The sequence below is a fragment of the Eubacterium oxidoreducens genome (assembly GCF_900104415.1).
Lineage (GTDB): Bacteria > Bacillota > Clostridia > Lachnospirales > Lachnospiraceae > Eubacterium_C > Eubacterium_C oxidoreducens.
In genome coordinates, this window is the sequence record NZ_FMXR01000005.1 from 201,941 (window position 1) to 223,977 (window position 22,037).

The window sequence follows — 22,037 nt, forward strand, 5'->3', positions numbered from 1 at the left end:
AGATGGCACTTAGTAAAAAGCCTGTAAATGGTATGAAAGATATCATGCCGGAAGAAATGAAAATACGTGATTATGTGCAAAATGTGATTAAGGAAACTTATCGCAGCTACGGATTTACCCCAATTGAGACACCATGTATGGAAAACATTGCAAACCTGTCTAATAAGCAGGGTGGTGAAAACGAAAAATTGATTTTTAAAGTATTAAAACGAGGCGAGAAACTTAATGTTGCAGAGTCCACAACGGAAGAAGAAGTGGTAGATTATGGAATGCGTTATGACCTGACCGTTCCGCTTACACGTTATTATTCAAATCATGCAAATGACTTGCCATCGCCGTTCAAAGCGCTTCAAATGGGAAACGTATGGAGAGCGGACAGACCGCAAAGAGGACGCTATCGTCAGTTTATGCAGTGCGATATAGATATTCTTGGGGAGCCGGGAAATCTTGCAGAAATTGAATTAATTCTTGCAACGACAACCACACTTGGCAGATTGGGATTCAAAAAATTTGAGATTCGTATTAATGAAAGAAGAATCTTAAAAGCAATGGCTGCATATAGTGGATTTGAAGAAGATGACTATGACAAGGTGTTCATCATTTTGGATAAGATGGACAAAATCGGTCTTGAAGGCGTAGCAAATGAATTGGTAGAAGCAGGCTATGCGAAGGAAACAGTAGAAAAATATCTTGGCCTGTTTGAAGGCATTGAAAAGGCAGAAAACGGAATCGTATATCTGGCAGATACGCTTGGGGATTATATGGAAGAGGAGACTAAGAACAATCTTCTTGAAATTATCAGTGCGGTGGATACAGCAAAAACAGCTGATTTTGAGATGGTATTTGATCCGACTTTAGTAAGAGGCATGAGTTATTATACGGGAACAATTTTTGAAATTGCGATGCCGGAATTTGGCGGAAGCTGTGGAGGCGGAGGCCGTTATGATAAGATGGTTGGTAATTTTACCGGTAAGGATGTACCGGCATGTGGATTCTCGATTGGATTTGAAAGAATTATTCTGCTTCTTATGGAAAGTGGATTTAAAGTTCCTAAGCAACCTAAGAAGACGGCTTATCTGATTGAAAAAGGATATTCGCCAGAGAAACTGACACAAGTCATTGCCAAGGCGCAAAAAGCACGTGAGGCCGGAGAACAGATTTTGGTTGTCAGAATGAATAAGAATAAGAAATTTCAAAAGGAAAAGCTTGCGCAGGAAGGCTATGACAATATTGAGGAATTTTTCAACAGATAAGGAAGGAACAAAACGATGGCAGAATCAATGAAAGGCTTGAAAAGAAGCCATAGATGTACAGAAGTATCAAATGCAAATATCGGCGAAGAAGTAACCGTAATGGGTTGGGTGCAAAAAAGAAGAAATCTGGGAAGTCTGATTTTTGTAGATCTTCGTGATCGCTCAGGACTGTTACAGGTTGTCTTTGATGAAGATAATGTGGGTAGTGAAGGCTTTGAAAAGGCAGGCTCTTTAAGAAGCGAATACGTTGTGGCAATTACCGGTAAAGTAGAGAAAAGAAGTGCCGCTGTCAATGAAAATATGAAGACGGGAGATATTGAAATCATTGCATCTTCGCTTCGTATTTTGTCAGAAGCTCAAACACCGCCATTTCCAATTGAAGAAAATTCACAGACAAAGGATGAGATTCGGCTTAAATATCGTTATCTGGATCTTCGACGTCCGGATATCCAAAGAAATCTCATGCTAAGAAGTAAAGTCGCATATCTAATGCGTGATTTCATGGCAAAAGAAGGATTTATAGAGATTGAGACTCCGGTTCTTACCAAGTCAACACCGGAAGGAGCTAGAGATTATCTTGTACCAAGCCGTGTGCATCCGGGAAGCTTTTATGCACTTCCGCAGTCGCCGCAGTTGTTTAAACAATTATTGATGTGCTCTGGATATGATCGTTATTTCCAGATTACAAAGTGCTTTAGAGATGAAGATCTTCGAGCAGATCGCCAGCCGGAATTTACGCAGGCGGATATGGAATTGTCATTTGTCGATGAAGAAGATGTCATGGATGTTAATGAAAGATTGCTTCAATATGTCTTCAAAGAAGCAATCGGAGTGGATATAGCCCTGCCGCTTCCAAGAATGCCTTGGCAAGAAGCAATGGATCGTTTTGGCTCGGATAAGCCGGATACCAGATTTGGCATGGAATTAATAGATGTTTCCCAAACGGTTGCAGGATGCGGTTTTGGAGTCTTTACAGGAGCGCTTGAAAATGGCGGATCCGTACGGGCAATTGTGGTTCCGGGGCAGGCCGGCATGCCGAGAAAGAAGATTGATAAACTTGTGGAGTATGCAAGGGGATGCGGAGCAAAAGGCCTTGCATATCTTGGAATAAATGAGGATGGAACGTATAAGTCTTCTTTTGCGAAATTCATGACAGAGGATGAATTAAAGGCACTTATTGAAAAAACACAGGCAAATGTTGGAGATTTGATTTTATTTGCAGCAGATAAAAACAAGATTGTTTGGAATGTGTTAGGTGCACTGCGTTTAGAACTTGGTAAGCAATTGGAGATGATAGATGAGAATCAATTCAATTTCTTATGGGTTACACAATTCCCGCTTTTAGAATGGTCGGATGAGGAAGAGCGCTTCGTTGCAATGCATCATCCATTTACCATGCCGGTAGAAGAAGATTGGGAAAAGGTAGATGACAATCCGGGAGCTGTACGAGCAAAAGCATATGATATCGTATTAAATGGTACCGAACTTGGAGGCGGTTCTGTTCGTATTCACCAGGATGATATTCAAGAGAAGATGTTTGAAGTTCTTGGATTTACAAAAGAGCAGGCTTGGGAGCAATTTGGCTTTTTGTTAAACGCTTTTCAGTATGGAGTCCCGCCACATGCAGGGCTTGCTTATGGACTTGACAGAATGGTGATGCACATGGTTCATGCGGATTCAATTCGTGATGTAATTGCATTTCCAAAGGTTAAGGATGCTTCCGATCTTATGAGTGAGGCACCGGGAGCGGTTGATGAAAAACAACTTGAAGAGCTTGGTATTTCTGTTATACAGGTAAAAGAAGAACCGTCACAAGAATAAGTATCTAGAATATCTAGATAGGTATGGTATTATATAGGTATAAAGGCTTGTATCTTAGCCTGGACTTAAGTTTTGCCGGAGATAAACACTCCGTTTGGGGCGCACACAAAGTTAAGATTTAGAGGTTCGGATTTTCCGGGGGGAGAATGCTTATGATAGACTATCGTGATGAATTAAACGATGTGCTATGGAATCGATTCTACAGGATTTTACACTGTAATCTTACACAAGATACCTATGGTATTGTTAAGGATGAAGATTTTGAGGCAGGCGATTGTGAGGAACCGTTTTCGTGCTGGTTAGAGACATTGACACATAGAGTGCATATTCTTGAGCCGGATATGGATAAGCTAAAAAAGATAAGGCGGATCGAATATCTTCGCCAATATTTTAAAGAAAATGATATGCCTTTGTATGTGCGTTTTTGGACGAAAAAAGAGGATCATTATGAGCCGATTGTTCTAGAGATGGAAAAGGCGGCCAGGTACCGAGATGACGACCAGAGGGTGTTTTTGACAATGAAACGCAGCATGGGAGAAATACGAGTGGATATGCCGGAGCAAACTATTTTGCGCAAGATGAAACGGTTGTATTCGGTATTGTCTTATGTTGATTTTCAAAATGACTTTCTGCATGTGTATAAAAGAGACGATGTGAATGAAGGTGGAGTAGAGACTGAATATATCTATTCAAAGCGTATTCTCGAATATATCGGTTTAAACGTCCGGGAAAAAGACAAAGACAGGATGACGGAACTTACGAAGTCTTCCTATGTTATGGAACGTTTGAAAAAAGATGAATTCTTTCAGATTGATTATGAAGGGATTGCCGGTGACTATTATCGGATGGTTTTTATTCGCGTGAAAGATGATGGGAGTAGCGCGGTGTTGTGCGAAGCAAGTCGTACAACAGAACATGAAAATGAAATTGCGCGTATTGAAGCGGAAGATAATTATAAGGTTTTGCGTAAAATCATAAAATCCGGAATGTGGAATCTCGAAATCGATGAAAACGGTAAGTGGCTTGCAGTGACCTGGAGTGATGAATTCCGCCGGATGCTCGGGTTTACAGATGAACACGATTTTCCGAATACCGTAGAAGCCTGGAGTAGTAGGTTGCATCCGGATGACTGGAGCACGGCTTATGACATGGTGGATAAGGTTATTATGGATAATACCGGTAAGATTATCTATGATGTTGAGTATCGTATACAGACAAAGACTAAGAAGTGGCGCTGGATTCGCGCGATGGGGGATGTCATTCGAACGCCGGATGGAAAACCGGTACGCTTTTATGGTGTGTTTTTGGACATTACGGATCAAAAAGAAAGAGCGCAGCTAGAACAAGAACGTCTTGAAGCAATGCAAAAGGCGAGGAATGCTTCTGAGGAGATGACGACTATTTATGCAACGCTTGGAAGCGCCAGCTGGAATATGGAATTTGATGAACATTATCAATGTATGAATGTTTATTGGAGTTCGAATCTAAAGCAGATGTTTGGATATGAAGGAAAGGATCCATCTGAGGAGCCTTTTAAAGGAATACGAAAACTTGTCCATCCGGAGGATTTGGAAAAAAGCGATCAGATATTTTGGGCGGCGGTTAAAGACAGGACGGGTAAGACGCCGTATGATATAGAATTCCGATTGAGAACCTTAAAAGACGGCTATCGCTGGTTTCGGTCAGCAGGAAGAGCAACACGTAGAAAAGATGGCACTCCCATTATCTTTTACGGAGTAGTGATGGATATTGAGCAGCAAAAGCAGATGAATAATGATTTGAGAAATGCTCTTTCGGAAGCGCAGTATGCGAACAGCTCCAAGACCGCATTCTTAAATAATATGTCTCATGATATCCGTACTCCGCTGAATGCGATTATCGGATTTGTGAACCTTGCAGAAAGACATTTGCAAGAGCCGCAGGTGATTAGGGAGTATTTAGACAAAATCAAGGTGTCCGGTAATCATTTGCTTTCGTTGATCAATGATGTGCTTGATATGAGCCGCATTGAAAGCGGCCGCGTGTATATTGAAGAAAAAGAAGCATCGCTACTTGAGATTATGGACGATTTGGTTTCGATGATTCAGCTGGATGCGGAGCATAAGAAGATTGAACTTCGTGTGGAAACAATAGACATAACAAAACCATGGGTGTTGGTGGATGCATTGCGCCTCAAACAGGTTCTTATGAATCTTTTGTCAAATGCAATAAAATTTACTCCGGAAGGTGGGCATATTGCATTTAAATTAATGCAGCTTTATGAAGACTCTTCGGATTATGTATCGGTGGCGTTTCATGTGATCGATGATGGAATCGGTATGAGTGAACAGTTTGCAAAGCACGCCTTTGAGCCGTTTGAGAGAGAACGTACGGCAACGGTCAGCGGTATTCAAGGAACCGGTCTTGGACTTACCATTGCAAAAAATATTGCGCAGATGCTTGGAGGAACAATTGAGTTTCATAGTAAGCAAGGAAAGGGAACGCATTTTGCACTGGCCTTTCGATTTAAGGAATGTGCTCCGGAGGAGAGAGCGGAGCAATTTGAAAAGCAAAAGTACGAGTTTAGTGGTAAGAGATTGCTTTTGGTTGAGGACAATGAACTGAATCGGGAGATTGCCATTGAGATATTGTCAGAGGCCGGATTTGTGGTGGAGACAGCGGCGGATGGAGACATTGCTGTGGAAATCATGAAAAGTGAACGAGCCAAAGAGTTTGACGGAATTTTGATGGATATTCAGATGCCGAGAATGGATGGATATGAAGCAACCAGATTGATTCGAGATATAGAAGGAATGCAAAATAAACCGATTATTGCAATGACTGCAAATGCATTCGCGGAAGATCGACAAAAAGCCATAAATTGTGGTATGAATGGTTATATTGCGAAACCGATTGATGTTGAGACATTATTTAAAATATTAAAGGAATGTTTGTAATAAAGGTAAATGCGTAAGATTGGAGAAATCTTACGCATTTTCTTCTTTGGCCTCTTCTTCTTCAATTGCCGTTACAAAATCTTGTAACATGTTAATGATATTATCCTCGCCGATTTCATCAGCGCGATCAGCTACTGCCTCCATTCTCTGAAAAATGCTGGGCTTTCTTTCGCCGTCCGGAGTATCATTGCAGGCTGCGCTGCAAGTTGAACAGTTATGTGTGCATTCATCCATATGTTATCACTCCTCTCTTGAAAATTATTAGTATTATATAAGATGGTATCCTATCTGTCTAGTTAAATTTTTATTAAAACGCGAAAAAAGTACTAAAAAAAGAAAAATCGTGCTATAATATAAAATACCACACATAAATGAGGGAATGGAACGTATGTGAGGAGGCGGTTCTATGAAGAAATGGAATTACTATTCAACCAAGGAGCGCTACAAGCGAGAGGGTTATTTTGTAGAGCTTGATATTTGTTCGAAACAAGGAACACAAAAGCCGGTTTATAAGATAGGACCTTTTAAAAGAAGTGAGAAGATGTATTTGAATACATTTCTTGGTATTTTAGAAGATGTGGTACGTCTTAGTTATTCGGAAGATATGAATATATCTTATTCGGAGCATGTGCCGGGGTTTGGTCAATGGTTTATCGGTATGGATGAGCGAAGTGTGAATCCGGATTTGGCGGTTCATTACGAGGATGATGTGTTGGAAGTTATAAAAAGACTGAATATCGATTGGGGAATGAGCGATGATGTGATTCTTGATTTTAAGGTCACGTATTATAACTCAATTGAACAAAAATTTTATCAGGTCGGATAATAGGTAAGCAAGAAAATTATATCCTTTTGGACGAATGTAAAAGTTATGATTCGTCCAAAAGGATTTTTTCATTTAGGAATCAAGCGCGAGACAATGGCGCATGAGTAAGAATGTTACATTTTTGGTGGGAGATATGGACTAGAAACGCAGGAAATAAGCCGTATATTTGATTTTTTGGTAATAATTGTTAAAAAAATTTTCATCAAATTTTAACCCATAATGCCTCTAAGATGCTGTATAATTGCGTTAACTAAAAAAGGGTTTGCATAAGGGGAGAAAGTCATGATAAAGTTATATACGGCTAAGGATGCATTTGAAGCGAATTATATAGCTCGGATGCTAAGGACAGAAGGAATAGAGTGTTATTTTAAAAAGACAGATGCTGTGGATAGATATTGGACAGTTATGCAAGGCTCGGCTTTACTTGGAACAGATATTTTTGTTCCGGAAGAAGAGGAGGCGCTTGCAATACGCCTTTTGAAATATCTGGATTTGCGGGAGAATAAGGCTTTCGCGAAAGAATCACTAAGAGAAGACAGAAAACGAAAGCGACTGTCTAGGGTGATGCTTTTCATGATTTTGGCAGTGCTTTTTTCTTCGGTGTTCATTAGCACATTGCAAGATTTATTCAAGTAGTTGTCTATCGCGATAAACAAGTCGCAATGATTATGGGGATTAGGGAGTGTATAATTGGATTCCTAATCCTCTTTTTTGTCAGAAATCGGGACGACAAGAAAGGAAAAGAGGAATTATATGTCGAACAGTCTACTGGTTTCCTATATAGAAGTAGATATTGTGGCACTTGTGATTTTAATGGTGCTTTTTATAAATATCTCATATAGGACAGTCTATTTTAAAAATGAAATCTTATATAAAGTATTGATTATCCTGATTGTGATGTCCATTCTAGCGGATATATTTGCGATTGTGACGGAGACGATGACGTATTCGGGAGCTGTGGCGCTGAATTATATAGCGGATTGTGTTTATTTTATTGGAACACTCATGGTCGCCTATGTGTTTTTGGGATATATTATTTCGGTGGTTCATCCGCAGATGACCATGTTCAATTATCGTATGCAATTGATTTTTATTCCCATGTATATATTTACAGTTATGACAATTGCAAGCGTTAAGACCGGATGGATATTTACAATTAGTGAACAAAATGTATATAGCAGAGGGGAGTACCATTTTCTTCATCCGCTGATTAGTGCAATTATCCTGAGCGTTGCCTTTTTTTATGCACTGTATCATCTAAGAAAAGGAAATATGCCGGCAGATATTGGCTTGTATCTTGTTCTGCTTCCGTTATTTCCGCTTGGCGGCGTAGTACTAAGACATTTTTTGCCGAGCAGCAATGTGATCTGGGTGACATGTGCAATTGGAATGTTTTTGATTTTTAACAGTGGTCAAAATTCTATGATTGTGGTGGATTCGCTGACAAGACTTAATAACCGAAGCCGGGCAGATCAATATGTAGATTATAAATATGAGAAACTACAACCGGGAAAGCGCTTGTATCTGGCGATGATGGATTTGAATCATTTTAAGGAGATTAATGATATGTTCGGCCATCATGTGGGAGACGAAGCGCTCAAAGAATTTGCTCAGATTTTAAAGGATGTGTGCAAAGGAAAAGATTTATTTATTGCACGTCTTGGCGGAGATGAATTTTTGCTTTTGGCTGAAAAAGAGGAAAGAGAGTCGATTGACCGGGAACTGATGGAACTAAAACAGAAGTTGCAGCAGGTAAATGCGGATACGAAGCGTAGTTATAAGCTGATTTGTTCGATTGGTGTGGCATCGGTGTCATATGAGGGAAAGGCCCATATGACGGTGGATAAATTGAGAATACGGGCGGATCATAAGATGTATGAGGATAAGGAAAAGTTCCATGAACATAACATATCTGTAATCAATACCTCTTATGGATTATAGCCCGGGGCTAGAATAAGGAATGTCAAAAGGCTGTGAAAATGAGAATTTATAACTCATCTTCACAGCCTTTTTTTGGGGTTTTTAGGATAACAATCTACGAAATGTTGAATTGGAAATTATTCTTCCGTAGATTCGCTATCGGCATTAAATAATTCGGATAATTCATCAGCATGTTCTTGTAGGATGCCAAGGAGATAAGAATCCCAGTGGCGCGCATCAGAATCACTGTCTCCAAATACATAATCTTCCTGTCCATAGTCGATCACATCGAATCCAGGAATTGTCTTACTTGCACCGGCTGTTCTATAGCTTACAGCATCGGCAAGAGAGAAGGAAACGCCATTTTCGGAGTCATAAGATACCCAGCTACTGATATCTGTACCGGTAGCTTCTTCGGCATCGCCGTTTTCCGTCTGCTTTGTAGCTTCGGACTTAGTAACGGTTGTTGCGCCTTCTACATACTCACCGTACATTTCGTCAACGTAAAGAGCCAGACTTTCGCCAAGAACCTCAGAAGGAACATGTCCGCCATCCCATTGCCATTCAATTGTGGCATCGATACCGGCATTCACAGCTGCAATCTGAAGGTTCAAAGAAGAGAACATTGACATATCTCCTTCAGAAGCACCCATTACAATTCGCATCCAGGTAGGATTTTCGGTGTCTTCATTTCCGATGTAGTTTAATGGATTGTACAATTCTACAATGTTGTTACCATATTCATCGCCTTCTTCGATAGAAGCAATATCAGATTCATAGGCTTCAAGCATTTCTTCATAAGAAGAGTAGTTAGAAGAATCTGTGCTGCTTCCTGCAGATTGGGTTGTTCCGGCATCCGGAGTACCAACATCCATTGTATCTCCGGCACTGTTTTCTGCAACGTCACTATTGTCGAAACTTCTTTCCTCGGTAGAAGAAGAGTCGCCTTCTGTAGTAGCATCGGCAGTAGGTTTTTCGCCATCGGTTGGAGCTTCACCGGTCGGAGCTTCGCCTGTCGGAGCGCCATCTTTTCCGCCGCCACCAGGCATGCCGCCTTCCATACCTCCTTCGGAAGAACTTGTACTCTTAGCATAGCGTCCTTCAATAAAGGCTGTGGCTTTGTCTTCTGAAGTCATTGCGGCAACTTCTTCGTCGCTTAAGGCATTACCATCTTCATCGAACCAGGTCCATCCATCAGCGTAGTCAAGGTTGTCTAGATACCATTGCAGGTTCTCTTGAAACTCAGCCATGTAAAGATCAAGATAGCTGCCGCCATAGCCGTTGGTATCGGCATACTTATCTTCATCGTATTCGATGGAAAGATCAATGGTATCTTCAGTATCACCGTCATCATTTAAGTCAAATCCGACAGATTCTTCTGTAACTGAAAGGTTTTGCTCATTGATATATTCCATGTATTCTTCAGACAGATACTCAGCTAACTGAGACTGGAAGCTAGAACCAAATTCATAATCGGTATCCATATAATATTCAAAGGCCATTGCCATATCTGCCTCAGAAAGTGATGTGATGGCTGAGTAGGCAACGCAGCCCCAGGCACCATCGGAGAGTTCGTAGTCGGTACCATCAATGCTTACGGTTGTGGAGTAAGAGCCATCTTCGTTTCGGTAAACACCAACTGCTCCGGCTTCAATTTCGTAATCATAATAATCTGAGTTGTTGCTGGTAGCAGCGAACATAGTAGCATGTGCTCCGCCGCCGGAACCACCGGTTGATACAAAGTAATCAACGCTTCCCGGCAGGTTGCCAAGTAAGATATTGTACTTTACATAACGGGCAGCATTCTTTTGGTCAACAAGACAAGAAGGAGCATCACCGGTGTAAGTGGTATTGCCATCTTCGTCTTCGGTGGTATCTTGTTTTCCTCTGTTACCGCAGGCAACGTTGATGTAGCCTTCTGCGGCGTAGGTGGTTGCAGCTTCTGTATTCGTTGAAGAACTGTAACCGGCAGCACCTGTGTTTAGAATCACCGGTGCAGTTTCGGCAGTATAAGTCTGACCATTTGTGCTGGTGACTTCAGCGTCATAGTCGATAATCAAAGAACCTTGTACAGCGTCGGAGCCGGCATCTTCGGCAGTGACATCTTCTGTACCATCTCCGTCTGAGTCAATTCCTTTGACATATGCGCCGGGAACGCAGACAGAAACGCCTTGCTCATCTTCGATTTCAGGATAAGCAACGGCTGATACAATTGACAAGGTCCACGCGTCAGCGTCGGAAGAATAGGTCCATTCCTGACCTTCGTTGTTGGCCAGATTCAATGTTTCTTCGATATACTCGATATCTTCTTGTGAAGTTGCACTCAAATCTGCAGTAGAATCGGATGAACTTGAATCCGATTCTGTGGAGCTGCAGGCACTAAGAGATGCAATCATCATAGCGACAAGCGTAATCGAAATTGCTTTTCTTTTCATTAAGAAAACCTCCTCGTAAAAAGTTCTTTGATGCGATATTTGCGCATCAAAGTATAAAATTATAATTTTATGGGAACAATGTATCATGTGAACCTTGAAGTTATATTGAAATACTTTTAAAATAATTATAATTAATTCTAACTCCACAAATCTAGAAGTGGGGAAAAGGGCAATTGGAGGTTGCGATGTGAAGATATTACTGATCGAAGATGAAAAAAGAATGGCAAAAGCGGTATCGCAGCTTTTGAGTGAGGAAGGCTATGAAGTAGATTGCTACAGGGAGGGGGTTAGTGGTGGACAAGCACTAAATTCAGGCATCTATGACGCAGCAGTGATCGATGTTATGCTGCCGGGAAAAGATGGATTTTCCGTTGTTCGGGAAGCAAGAAGAAATGGGATTGTTACGCCTCTTATGCTTCTTACGGCGAAAAGTGATGTATCAGATAAAGTGGTTGGTCTTGATAGTGGAGCGGATGACTATATGACAAAGCCGTTTCTGGTTGAGGAATTTATGGCAAGGGTTCGGGCGCTCTGTCGTAGAGGATTAAAATCAGTAGATGGATTGATGAAGGTGGGCGATCTTATGCTAAATGTCGGCACAGGCGTTTTGAGCTGTACTTCTTCGCAGCAGGAGATTCGTTTGGGAGAAAAAGAGTTTCATATTATGCAGTGTTTCATGGCTAATCCGGGACGAATCATATCAAAAGACCAGCTTGCGCTTAAAGTCTGGGGATATGATAATGAAGCGGAATATAATAATGTAGAAGTCTATATGTCATTTACAAGAAAGAAGATGAAATTTTTAAATACAATGACGAAGATAAAAACGGTGCGAGGCATGGGATATATGCTTGAAGGAGTGGCAGATGGTAATTAGATCAAAACAGCGTTTTATTGCAATAATGGTAATGATTCTGGTCGCTGTTGTAGTTTGTATGCTGGTGATTATCTATTATTCAACGCAGGTCAAAGTAGATCATGAAAACAAGGAAATGCTTGAGATGTTTGCAACATGTTATGAGGAAAATGGCCTGCCGCAAGGCGATTTCGACCCAGCGGCGGACATCACAAAAGAATCCGACTCAGATGATGAGAATCGTGCGCAGATTGCGGATAATGATTTTTTTCACAGATACCAGGTGGCAACCTTTTATGCGGTTGTCTTTGACTCAAATAATAATGTGGAAGAACTGCTAAATGATGCACCGACTTCTCATTCGGATGAAGAACTAGAACAAGTAGCGCAAAAGCTTCTTGAGGCTGGTCAAGAATACGGAACAACCGGTGAGATTGTTTATTTGGTGACAAAACAGGATGATTATGTACTTGTTACTATGATGGATAATTCTGTAGTCGGAGATATGATTAAGACGCTGATGCGAACTATGATTTTGTTTGGAACAATCGCAGTTATAATCCTAATAGTTTTTTCGGCGCTTCTTGGAAATTGGGTTATGAAGCCAATCGAAGAAAGCTATAATCGCCAGAAACAGTTTATTTCCAATGCAGGACATGAACTGAAGACGCCAATCACCACAATAGGGACTAATGTGGAATTGTTAAAGCGGCAAATTGGCAAGAACGAATGGCTTGAAAATGTTGAATATGAAAATAAACGAATGTCCATGCTTGTTCATCAGATGTTAGATCTTGCAAGACTTGAACAGGTACGTGTGCAGATGGAAGAAGTGGATTTTTCCAAGCTGTCTCTTGCGGCAATTTTGCCATTTGAAGCAATTGCATTTGAAAAAAATGTGCGTCTTACCTATGATATTCCGGAAGGAATCAAGCTAAAAGGAGAACGGCAGATGCTCGAGCAGCTGGTTAGTATTCTTACAGATAACGCAATTAATCATTGCTTTTGCCATGGCTGTGTGGAGATCAAACTTTGGGAAAGTAAGGGAAGAACAAGTCTTAAGGTTACAAATGATGGGAAGGCAATTGAGTCGAAAGAACAAGAACATATCTTTGAGCGGTTTTATCGGGGAGATGAAGCAAGAGTTGATTTCAGCGGACATTATGGACTTGGCTTAGCAATTGCGAAGGCAGTTGTGATGCAGCATCATGGGGATATCAAAATAGAATGCGGTGAGGGACGAGTGTCTTTTATTGTTGAATTATAAGAAAGTGATTGGGAGGACAAGCTATGAGATGGACTGACGAACAAAAAATCGCCTATTTAGATCGTTATGTAGAAGATTTTGATGAATTATTGAAAAAGGGGGAGAAAGAAAAAGAACGCTTTCTTCGATATGTAGAAGAAGGCGTGCAAAAGGGCTGGGAAAATGCACTTTATATTAAAGGATATGGTTGTTATGGCGGAAATGAGCTTTTTGCATGTGATTGGAAAGCGGCAAGAGAATGTATGGAGCGGTTGATTGCAATCAATGGCGATCCGGGTTGCTATAACTCTCTAGGTTATATATGTTATTACGCAAGAACAACGCCGGAGCCGGAATATGAAAAAGCATTTCAATATTTTACGGTGGGACATGCTTGTGGCATTTTTGAGTCGACCTATAAACTTGCGGATATGCTTCAGCAGGGATTAGGCTGCCCAAAGAGTGAACAGGCGGCATTTCATCTGATTACCAGAATTTTTGATGAGAATCATGAACGATTTTGTAATGGAGAATATGATGGGAAGTTTGCTGATGTGGCGCTTCGAATGGGACAGATGTTTGAACATGGCATTGAAGGGGAGAGTAATGTGGCAATGGCATACGCCTTTTATATGCAGGCGAAACTTGCCATTGATATGAGAATCAAAGAGGGAGATTACTTTGGTGATAACAAGGTCAAAAAAAGAATCGAAGAAGCTTTGCAAAGAATTCAGACAAAGCTTCCGGAGGATTTTGATGTTTCCTATATGAAAATGCAACATCCCGGACCAATCGGAGATATTTTGGAAAACAGTCTGGGGATGGATGTGACAATTACATATGTCAATGGTAAATATATGTTGCTTGCACATGGCGTTGGAGCAGAAGGGTATAGCGGACAAGCTCTGATTACAGTGGCACAGATGCATTTTTGTGAGCTGACAGATGTTACGGGAGTGTATTTGGTCAATCCGACCTTTGTCCATGGTTGTGCGCAGATTCCGGCAAGAGCGTTTGTTACAGGAATTCGGTATGACGAGGAAGAAGATGTCTGGGAACTGACTTATCGCGATCAGGTCATGATTTCCTTTCGGGTTGATGCTTTTATATTTGGAGAAGAGTAGAAAAAACTTTGTAAAATGCAGGAAAATGCTTTATAATAGACAAGTGAATGTGTCTATAGTAGAGGGCATTACAATATTATAGGATAAAAGGATGGTAGAAATATATGGCTTTATTAGAAAAGTGGCAAAGCATAGCATATAATGAACAGGCTGACAGAGGTGAGCTTCAAAGATTTTGGCAAAGATATTTTGAATTAGAGAAGGGCGTATACGAAAAGCTTCTTACAAATCCGGATGAAGTAGTGGAAGGAACGGTTAAGGAACTTGCTGAAAAATATGACCTGGATATCATGGCAATGGTTGGTTTCCTTGACGGAATCAATGACAGCCTTATCGAGCCGAATCCAATTGAAGAGATGGAAGAAGATACCAAGGTAAGCCTTGCATTTGACAAAGAAAAATTATACAAAAACATGGTAGATGCCAGAGCTGATTGGTTATATAATCTCCCACAGTGGAAGGCGATTTTTGATGATGCCAAAAGAGATGCGCTTTATAAAGAACAAAGACAGTCAGGAACTTATCGTAGAGAAGGAAAGAAGATTGGTCGTAATGATCCATGCCCATGTGGAAGCGGTAAGAAGTATAAAAAGTGCTGCGGTAGAAACGCATAAGATAAAAAATGCCCTGTGTAGTTTCCGCTATGCAGGGCTTTTTTCATGAGAATAGAAAGAGATTGATTATGGATATGAGTATTTTATTCCCGCATCTGCATATCAACCTGGATTATGTAATCAAGTCGGTCTCGATTGGCAATTTTGAGATTGCGATGTATGGAATCTGTATTGCAATCGGCGTTGTGCTTGGGCTATTACTTGTCTCACGGGTAGCAAAGAAGACAGGGCAAAGGCCGGAGGATTATTTTGACCTGGCAATCTTTGGTGTGATTTTTGGTGTAATTGGTGCGAGAATCTATTATGTGATATTTTCGTGGGATTTATATAAGGATGATTTAAAGAGCATTTTTAATTTGAGACAGGGCGGACTTGCCATATACGGCGGCGTGATTGCTGCGATTATTGTGACTGTGGTGCTGTCAAAAATCAAGAAAAAACCGTTCTTTCAATTGGCGGATACTGCGTGTGTCGGTCTGATTACAGGACAGATATGTGGCCGCTGGGGGAACTTTTTTAACAGAGAGGCATTTGGAGATTACACGGATAATATTTTTGCAATGCAATTGCCGGTAAGTGCGGTAAGAAGCAGTGATATTACGCAGACCTTGTCAGAACATATAGAAGTTGTGGATGGGATTTCGTATATACAGGTTCATCCGACATTTTTATATGAATCCGTATGGAATCTTGCATTGCTTGTGATCTTGTTGCTGACACGCAGATATATCAAGCATTATGGGATAACATTTTTTATATATTTATTTGGATATGGTTTAGGAAGAGCCTGGATTGAGAGTCTTCGGACCGATCAGTTGCTTATTCCAAATACAAATGTGGCAGTTTCTCAGATGCTGGCAATTATTTTGGTAATTGTTTCTGCAGTTATGATGATTGTGTTGCATAAATGGGGAAAAGAAAAGCAGTAACGGTTGTTATTCGGGGGATACTTATGAAGGAGAGAATTAGGGATTATACCTATAATGTACCGCTGGGGAGTATTATAGCGAAGGACGTCTTTTCCAAAGAGGGCGTTGTTTTGTTACATGGCGGTACGTATGTAGATGAAGAAATACATGACCGTCTTCAAAAATACAAAGGGACAATTGAATTTGTGATTTCGGATTTGATTGAGCAGGAAAATGAAGAAGAGACGAAGAAAGAACCGCAGGTATTCGATCTTGCCGATGATGTAAAAAAACGTGCTCTTTTGGGAGTCGAATATATGTATAGCGGGGCGAAGCCGGATGAAATTGTAGATATTGCCAATGATATCACTAAGGAGATGCTCTCTACCTTAGGGGAGAATGAGGATGTGAATATTTCGCTCGAGATGCTTAAAGTATCGGATGAGTATACGTTTAAGCATTCGGTTGACGTTGGTGCTATGGCGATGCTTGTAGCAAACAAAATGCATTTGCAAGGAGAGTCTATTCGAAATATTGCAATGGCGGGAATTATGCACGATATTGGAAAAGTGAAGATTCCGGACGCAATTCTTAACAAACCGGCGAAGCTTACGCCGGAAGAATTTGAAATCATAAAGAAACATCCGATATGGGGCTATGAAATAATCCATGACATTAAAGGGGTTAGCGAGGAAGTTGGACTTGGAATCCTGCAGCATCATGAAAATATTAATGGTTCCGGTTATCCATACAGTCTTCGCGGCGGGGAGATTTCGTATATGGGAAAAATACTGTCGGTGGTAGACGTGTATGATGCACTCGTTACGAAGCGTCCATACAAGGAGGCGAGACGAAGCAATGAAGCGCTTGTTATGCTCAGACAGATGGTGGACAAATTTGATATGCATATTTTGCGGGCATTTTATCGTTGTATTACAATCTATCCAATTGGTGCAACCGTGATGCTGAATAATGGTGCAATTGTCAAGGTAGTTCATAATAATGAAGGAAATCCGCTTCGTCCTAAGGTGCAGGATTTGATGAGCGGTAAATATTATGATTTAGCGGGCGACATATCGTGTAAGAATTTAGAAATCAAATAAGAAACTGTCATACGAAGAAGAATTCGTACGACAGTTTTTTTGTTTGAAAAAAATACGCGAAATGAAACAAAAGTCACTTGCACGCATCTTTTGATTGTGATAACATACTACGGATAGCGCAAACTTACACCAGTAACGCTATTAGAACTAGAAATGGAGGAAGAATATGGTAAGAAAACATACGCCCCGGATAGGCGCTGTGGTGCTTGCACTATTGACTGCAGTTGGAACCATGTTTCCGGCAAATTTCTCTGCAGTTGCAGATACGACCACAACGTACTATGCGGGTGACTATGAGGGGAGTGCAGAAGGTTATGGAGGAACGGTGACTTTACAGGTCACAATCGGAGAAGATCACAAGATTGAGCAGGTAACGGAAAAGTCACAGGTAGAGACAAGCTCTTATTGGGAAATGGCAAAAACGTTATTTGATGAGATCGTGGAAGAACAGACTTGGGATGTGGATACCGTCTCAGGGGCTACCGTGAGCTCGAATGCTATTAAAAATGCTGTAAAGCAGGCACTTGAAAAGGCCGCTCTTGATCCGGAAGGACCATTTACGGCAGGTACCGGAGAGGCAAGTAATCCTTATGAAATCAGCACGGCAGAAGGATTGGAACGGTTTGCAACAGCAGTTGATGAAGGAACAACCTATCAAGGTGTTTATATCGAACTGGCCAATGATATTGCGCTAGACAGCAGTGAGAATTGGAATCCGATTGGTATGGAAGATGGAAGTCAGGTTTTTCAGGGAAACTTTAGCGGCAATGGTTATAGCATTTCTGGAATGACCATAACAGGTGAGTATACGTCAGATACCAATGTGGGATTATTTTCCGTGCTTGGTGCGTCAGCGGATGTAGAAGATGTTAATCTGACAGATGTTAATATTAATGTAACCGGAAATGGTGTGATTAGAGCCGGTGGATTGGCAGGCTATACGACAGCGGGAACAGCAAATAATCTTGTTGAAGTAAATGGTATTAGCGTATCAGGTAGCATTAGTGCTAAGAGTACAGAATCAAAACTAACTTATGCAGCAGGACTTATTGGTTATGCTCAAAATTATGTAGCAATCGTAAATAGTTACGCGGATGCAGATGTTACAGCATTCTCATCCGGAACGACTTCTTCTTATGCCGGAGGAATTACGGCAATGAGTGCAGCAAATACATTGGTATTTAATGATGCATCATTTGGAGATATCAAAGCATCTGCGCCGAAGAACAGTAATTATGGAGGGATGGCCGGCGGTATAGCAGCAATGTATGCCGGAAAGATGTGGAATGTAACGGCAAGCGGAAATGTCACAGTTGGAAATGCTGGCTCTTCACATAAATGGATAGGAAGCATTTCAGGACAATTAACAACATCGGGTATGACGAAAAATTCAGAAACGAATCTATATGATACATATCCGGATACAGGAATGTTTCGTGGATACGCATATTATTCGGAAGATACGGTTCTAACGATTAATACATATTCCGATCTTGAGACAATTTCAAGCTCCGAAGAGACCGATTTGGTAGCAGCAGGAACTTCAGAAACTACTACTTCTTTTGATCAGGCTTTTGAAGGAACCGCTAAAGCAGCAAGTGAGATGACAAGCGAAGAGTTTGCATCTACTCTTAATTCGAACTTTTACGATACAGAGGAGTTGTTAGCTGCTTATGGGTATGCAACGATTGTTCCACGTAAGTGGGAAGTAAATGCTTCGAATCAGGTCGTTCCAACCGGAGATGAATGGTACAATCCGACACCGGACAGTACGATTTTTGCAGGCGGAACAGGAACGCAGGAAGATCCATATACGATTTCTACAGAAGAACAGCTTAGAAATTTTGCAGCTTCCTTAACACAAGGCGTTACTTACAAAGGCTATACGGTTAAACTGGTAAATGATATTGAGCTGGATAGCGAAACAACCTGGACACCTGTTGGAGGCAGTGATTATGCATTTGACGGAACCTTTGATGGAGCAGGTTATACGGTTTCTAATATGACAATTGGAACAGAGAATTCTAAGTTTGAGATTACCAATGGCGAGATATTTATTGGATTCTTTGGAGTCCTTGATACTCATGCGGTTGTTAAGAATTTAAATCTGACAGATGTCAGCATTTATGTAAAATATTCAAGCTCTGTATTTGCAGGTGGAATCGTAGGTTATATGGATAGCAGCGCTTCAACCTATCAAGGAGCAACCATCAATAATTGTAGCGTTGATGGAATTATTGAAGTCGATTCTGCAAAAAATAATACATTTGCAGGAGGTATTGCAGGATATCAGTACAAGGGTGTCATAATTAATAGTGCAACATCCGGTGATTATGCAGCAATTGTCGAAAGTGGTGATGGCGTTGCTGAAGTTGGCGGACTTGTAGGATTAAATAACCGCGGACTGGTAGCAAACGATTATTCTAAGGCAAATGTATATGGAAGTGCATCCCGTGAAAACGGCGATGAAGGTATGGCAGCAGTCAGCTCGCTTGTGGCAGTACAGGCAGGTAATCTGGTTGGGTGCTATGGCGCTGGAACGCATACGACAGGAGAGTATTCGTATTACGTAGGAGCTGTGTCCGGCTGGATTACGGGAATTGGTAAGAGCTATAGCTGTTTTTACAATGGACAGGCAGCTATGATCATCGACGGAGAGCAGCTTACACAAGTTGAATCAGTCGGTAATATTACACAATCCGGAACGAATGAAGCAGGAGAAGTGTATACCGGAGGTCTTGCAGATAACCTCACAGCTTATACAGCAGATAATTATACAAATATTGCAGCTACATTAAACAGTTATTATGAAAGTTATCCGGTTGATATTGCATCCATCTATGGTCTTGATAGTGCAGTATTAAATAAGTGGATTGTAAATGAAAACCAGGAAGTCGTACCGGAAGGTGAGGCAACGACAGTTACTTATGCACAGCCGGAGTGTGAGATTGTTCCGGAAGAAGAATTAACCTATCAGGATGGTACCTGGTATGGAAGAGATGATGAAGGGAGTCTGGTTGTTCAGATTGTCGTATCAAATGGAAGTATCACAAAAGAGACAGTAGTAAGTGGAGATGCGACAGATGCCGAGGCTTATGCACAAGCTCTCAGTAAAGCTTTAGAAAAATCCGTATATGGAGATACCACAACATATGCCACAGTCGATGCAAGTAAGTTCGCAGGTGGCTCGGGAACAAAGTCAGACCCATATCTGATTCGCACACAGGCTCAGCTTCGTTATATTGCAGAAGCATTAAATGAAGATGTGGATTTTGAAGGGGTGTACTTTAAGCAGATCGCAAACATCACATTATCAGGAGATGAATGGCTTCCAATCGGTTGGGGCATTTATACGAAGATTAATGGTGTAGGAACGCAGTATTGCGTATATCCGTTTAAAGGAAATTACGACGGACAAGGGTATACGATTTCGAACCTTACCATCGGAAGCAAGACAGAGTCAACTAAAGATCCAAGAATGCAATATACGGCAGGTATGTTCGGTGTGGTAACAGGAGATGTTTCATCTAATGTACTACCAACTTCCGAAAATAATGTTCCGGTAATTGAAAATATCGTACTTTCCAATGAAGTAATTAATACATCTAATCAGTATGGTAATTATGTAGGAGGACTTGCCGGAAATCTCCAGAATGGTTTTGAGGTTCGTAATGTAAAAGTTACAGGAACTGTAATTTCCAATACAGAGGAAAATACATGCCGCGGCGCTGGTCTGGCCGGTAATGTAATTCGAGGAACAATTGCAAATTGCGCAATTGATGTAGATGTAACAGCAACTACTACTTCAGGAAATGCTTATGCCGGTGGTCTGTATGCAATTGATAACAGAGCAACAACTGTTAATACATACGCACTGGGAGATGTCGTAGTAAATGCCGGAAATAATAATAAAACACATGCCGGTGGTCTTGTTGGACAGTGCGGAGGTATTCATTACAACTGCTATGCAGCAGGAAATGTCACATCCTTAAAGACAACTACAGACGTAGGAGCGTTAAATGGACGACTTGCAGGAATCGGCGTTGAGAATAATTGCTACTATAATAGTGAGGCAGTATTAACGAATGCAGACAGTAGGGTTGAGACTGTTGCAAACGGCGTTCAGGTATTTGACCTTGTAAGTGTTGAAAATGCGGTAGCTAAGACAAAAGCAGAACTTGGATCGCAAACATTTGTAAAGCTGTTAAATAAAAATATTACAGCAACAAAAACACAGATGGAAAGTATCGAAGCGGCAATTGAAAATATCAATACAGCAAAGACGCAGTCACAGATTAATTATTATACCGGAGACGGAAGCGAACTAAGCAGCTGGTCGATTGTGGATGGTATGGCAGGTTTTGTATTTGAGGCAAAAGAAGATACAAAGGAAGCAGACGATACAACGACATCAACCGTAACAGCACCGGGCAAGGTTTCTTCTTTGAAAGTGACGGCTAATGCGTCTAAGAAGAAAGTAACCGTATCTTATAATAAGGTGAAAAATGCGGATGGTTATGCAATTGCTTACAAGATTAATAATGCTTCTAAGTGGACAATTAAGTATACAACAAAGGCTACTTACACAATTAGTTCTGTGAAGAATAAATGCGTAGCAGTTAAAGTAGCAGCCTATACTTTAGATGGAAGCAAGAAAGTGCTTGGTTCCTATGTCAAGGGAAATAAGGTATATGTAAATAAGGAATCTGTTACGCTGAAAAAAGCTAAGAAGTCCATCAAGGTTTCTTACAGTAAAGCATCCGGAACCGGATATCAGATTCAGTATTCAACTTCTAAGAGTTTTAAGAATGCAAAAACAATCAAAGTTACAAAAGCGAAGACAACCTCAAAGACGATTAGTAAGTTGAAGAGCAAAAAGAAATATTATGTAAGAGTACGTTCGTACAAGAAGATGGGATCATCTGTATATTATGGAACATATTCTTCCGTAAAATCATGCAAAACAAAATAGTATGCATATATAATAAGAAAGGA

15 protein-coding genes are annotated in these 22,037 nt (G+C 40.9%); 13 read left to right on the forward strand and 2 right to left on the reverse strand.

Features of this window, described 5'->3' with window-relative positions; translation table 11 throughout:
- Nucleotides 1–2 precede the first annotated feature (2 nt).
- From hisS to BLS20_RS02570, 3 genes are all read left to right on the forward strand, one after another.
- Complete coding sequence (gene hisS / locus BLS20_RS02560; protein WP_090171866.1) at nt 3–1,253, forward strand: histidine--tRNA ligase; 1,251 nt, start codon at nt 3–5, stop codon at nt 1,251–1,253.
- 15 nt (nt 1,254–1,268) lie between these two features.
- A complete protein-coding gene (aspS, locus tag BLS20_RS02565) occupies nt 1,269–3,074 on the forward strand; it encodes an aspartate--tRNA ligase (RefSeq protein ID WP_090171868.1) in 1,806 nt (601 codons plus the stop codon).
- A 152-nt stretch (nt 3,075–3,226) separates the two neighbouring features.
- Nucleotides 3,227–6,010 (forward strand): hybrid sensor histidine kinase/response regulator, encoded by a 2,784-nt coding sequence (locus BLS20_RS02570; protein ID WP_176762259.1) that lies wholly within the window; start codon nt 3,227–3,229, stop codon nt 6,008–6,010.
- Nucleotides 6,011–6,040: 30 nt separating this feature from the next.
- On the opposite strand, the gene BLS20_RS02575 is transcribed toward BLS20_RS02570, so the two are convergent.
- Nucleotides 6,041–6,244: a hypothetical protein gene (locus BLS20_RS02575; protein WP_090171872.1), complete on the reverse strand. Its 204-nt coding sequence runs from the start codon at nt 6,242–6,244 to the stop codon at nt 6,041–6,043.
- A gap of 172 nt (nt 6,245–6,416) precedes the next feature.
- Between BLS20_RS02575 and BLS20_RS02580 the strand changes: the two genes are divergently transcribed.
- From BLS20_RS02580 to BLS20_RS02590, 3 genes are all read left to right on the forward strand, one after another.
- Nucleotides 6,417–6,836: a hypothetical protein gene (locus BLS20_RS02580; RefSeq protein ID WP_090171874.1), complete on the forward strand. Its 420-nt coding sequence runs from the start codon at nt 6,417–6,419 to the stop codon at nt 6,834–6,836.
- 282 nt (nt 6,837–7,118) lie between these two features.
- Nucleotides 7,119–7,472: a putative signal transducing protein gene (locus BLS20_RS02585; RefSeq protein ID WP_090171875.1), complete on the forward strand. Its 354-nt coding sequence runs from the start codon at nt 7,119–7,121 to the stop codon at nt 7,470–7,472.
- Nucleotides 7,473–7,589: 117 nt separating this feature from the next.
- Complete coding sequence (locus tag BLS20_RS02590) at nt 7,590–8,777, forward strand: GGDEF domain-containing protein (RefSeq protein ID WP_090171877.1); 1,188 nt, start codon at nt 7,590–7,592, stop codon at nt 8,775–8,777.
- A 116-nt stretch (nt 8,778–8,893) separates the two neighbouring features.
- Here the strand turns inward: BLS20_RS02590 and BLS20_RS13650 are convergent, their stop codons facing one another.
- The gene (locus BLS20_RS13650) at nt 8,894–11,191 is read right to left on the reverse strand and encodes a hypothetical protein (protein ID WP_176762260.1); all 2,298 of its coding nucleotides are present in this window, start codon (nt 11,189–11,191) and stop codon (nt 8,894–8,896) included.
- Between the two features lie 187 nt (nt 11,192–11,378).
- On the opposite strand from BLS20_RS13650, the gene BLS20_RS02600 reads away from it, so the two are divergent.
- The 7 genes from BLS20_RS02600 to BLS20_RS02630 all read left to right on the forward strand — a co-directional run bounded on the left by BLS20_RS02600 (nt 11,379) and on the right by BLS20_RS02630 (nt 22,014).
- Complete coding sequence (locus tag BLS20_RS02600) at nt 11,379–12,068, forward strand: response regulator transcription factor (protein ID WP_090171880.1); 690 nt, start codon at nt 11,379–11,381, stop codon at nt 12,066–12,068.
- The gene (locus tag BLS20_RS02605; RefSeq protein ID WP_090171882.1) at nt 12,058–13,314 is read left to right on the forward strand and encodes a sensor histidine kinase; all 1,257 of its coding nucleotides are present in this window, start codon (nt 12,058–12,060) and stop codon (nt 13,312–13,314) included. The genes BLS20_RS02600 and BLS20_RS02605 overlap by 11 nt, the downstream gene beginning before the upstream one ends.
- Before the next feature lie 23 nt (nt 13,315–13,337).
- Nucleotides 13,338–14,417 carry an SEL1-like repeat protein gene (locus BLS20_RS02610; RefSeq protein WP_090171884.1) on the forward strand — a complete coding sequence of 360 codons (1,080 nt, stop codon included), beginning with the start codon at nt 13,338–13,340 and terminating at the stop codon, nt 14,415–14,417.
- A gap of 104 nt (nt 14,418–14,521) precedes the next feature.
- Entirely contained in the window at nt 14,522–15,031 is a 510-nt protein-coding gene (locus tag BLS20_RS02615) for an SEC-C metal-binding domain-containing protein (RefSeq protein WP_090171887.1), read from the forward strand.
- A gap of 68 nt (nt 15,032–15,099) precedes the next feature.
- Complete coding sequence (lgt, locus tag BLS20_RS02620; RefSeq protein ID WP_090171889.1) at nt 15,100–15,960, forward strand: prolipoprotein diacylglyceryl transferase; 861 nt, start codon at nt 15,100–15,102, stop codon at nt 15,958–15,960.
- On the forward strand, nt 15,939–17,042 hold the full coding sequence (locus BLS20_RS02625; RefSeq protein WP_090171891.1) for an HD-GYP domain-containing protein: 1,104 nt from the start codon (nt 15,939–15,941) through the stop codon (nt 17,040–17,042). Before lgt ends, BLS20_RS02625 begins: the two co-directional genes overlap by 22 nt.
- A 166-nt stretch (nt 17,043–17,208) precedes the next feature.
- Nucleotides 17,209–22,014, forward strand: a complete 4,806-nt coding sequence (locus BLS20_RS02630) for an FMN-binding protein (RefSeq protein WP_090171893.1) — start codon at nt 17,209–17,211, stop codon at nt 22,012–22,014.
- Nucleotides 22,015–22,037 lie beyond the last annotated feature (23 nt).

Bases quoted from the DNA above. Each gene is read 5' to 3' on its own strand.
- hisS (WP_090171866.1), top strand. From the start codon at position 3: ATGGCACTTAGTAAAAAGCCTGTAAATGGTATGAAAGATATCATGCCG.
- aspS (WP_090171868.1), top strand. From the start codon at position 1,269: ATGGCAGAATCAATGAAAGGCTTGAAAAGAAGCCATAGATGTACAGAA.
- BLS20_RS02570 (WP_176762259.1), top strand. From the start codon at position 3,227: ATGATAGACTATCGTGATGAATTAAACGATGTGCTATGGAATCGATTC.
- BLS20_RS02575 (WP_090171872.1), bottom strand. From the start codon at position 6,244: ATGGATGAATGCACACATAACTGTTCAACTTGCAGCGCAGCCTGCAAT.
- BLS20_RS02580 (WP_090171874.1), top strand. From the start codon at position 6,417: ATGAAGAAATGGAATTACTATTCAACCAAGGAGCGCTACAAGCGAGAG.
- BLS20_RS02585 (WP_090171875.1), top strand. From the start codon at position 7,119: ATGATAAAGTTATATACGGCTAAGGATGCATTTGAAGCGAATTATATA.
- BLS20_RS02590 (WP_090171877.1), top strand. From the start codon at position 7,590: ATGTCGAACAGTCTACTGGTTTCCTATATAGAAGTAGATATTGTGGCA.
- BLS20_RS13650 (WP_176762260.1), bottom strand. From the start codon at position 11,191: ATGAAAAGAAAAGCAATTTCGATTACGCTTGTCGCTATGATGATTGCA.
- BLS20_RS02605 (WP_090171882.1), top strand. From the start codon at position 12,058: ATGGTAATTAGATCAAAACAGCGTTTTATTGCAATAATGGTAATGATT.
- BLS20_RS02610 (WP_090171884.1), top strand. From the start codon at position 13,338: ATGAGATGGACTGACGAACAAAAAATCGCCTATTTAGATCGTTATGTA.
- BLS20_RS02615 (WP_090171887.1), top strand. From the start codon at position 14,522: ATGGCTTTATTAGAAAAGTGGCAAAGCATAGCATATAATGAACAGGCT.
- lgt (WP_090171889.1), top strand. From the start codon at position 15,100: ATGGATATGAGTATTTTATTCCCGCATCTGCATATCAACCTGGATTAT.
- BLS20_RS02625 (WP_090171891.1), top strand. From the start codon at position 15,939: ATGGGGAAAAGAAAAGCAGTAACGGTTGTTATTCGGGGGATACTTATG.
- BLS20_RS02630 (WP_090171893.1), top strand. From the start codon at position 17,209: ATGGTAAGAAAACATACGCCCCGGATAGGCGCTGTGGTGCTTGCACTA.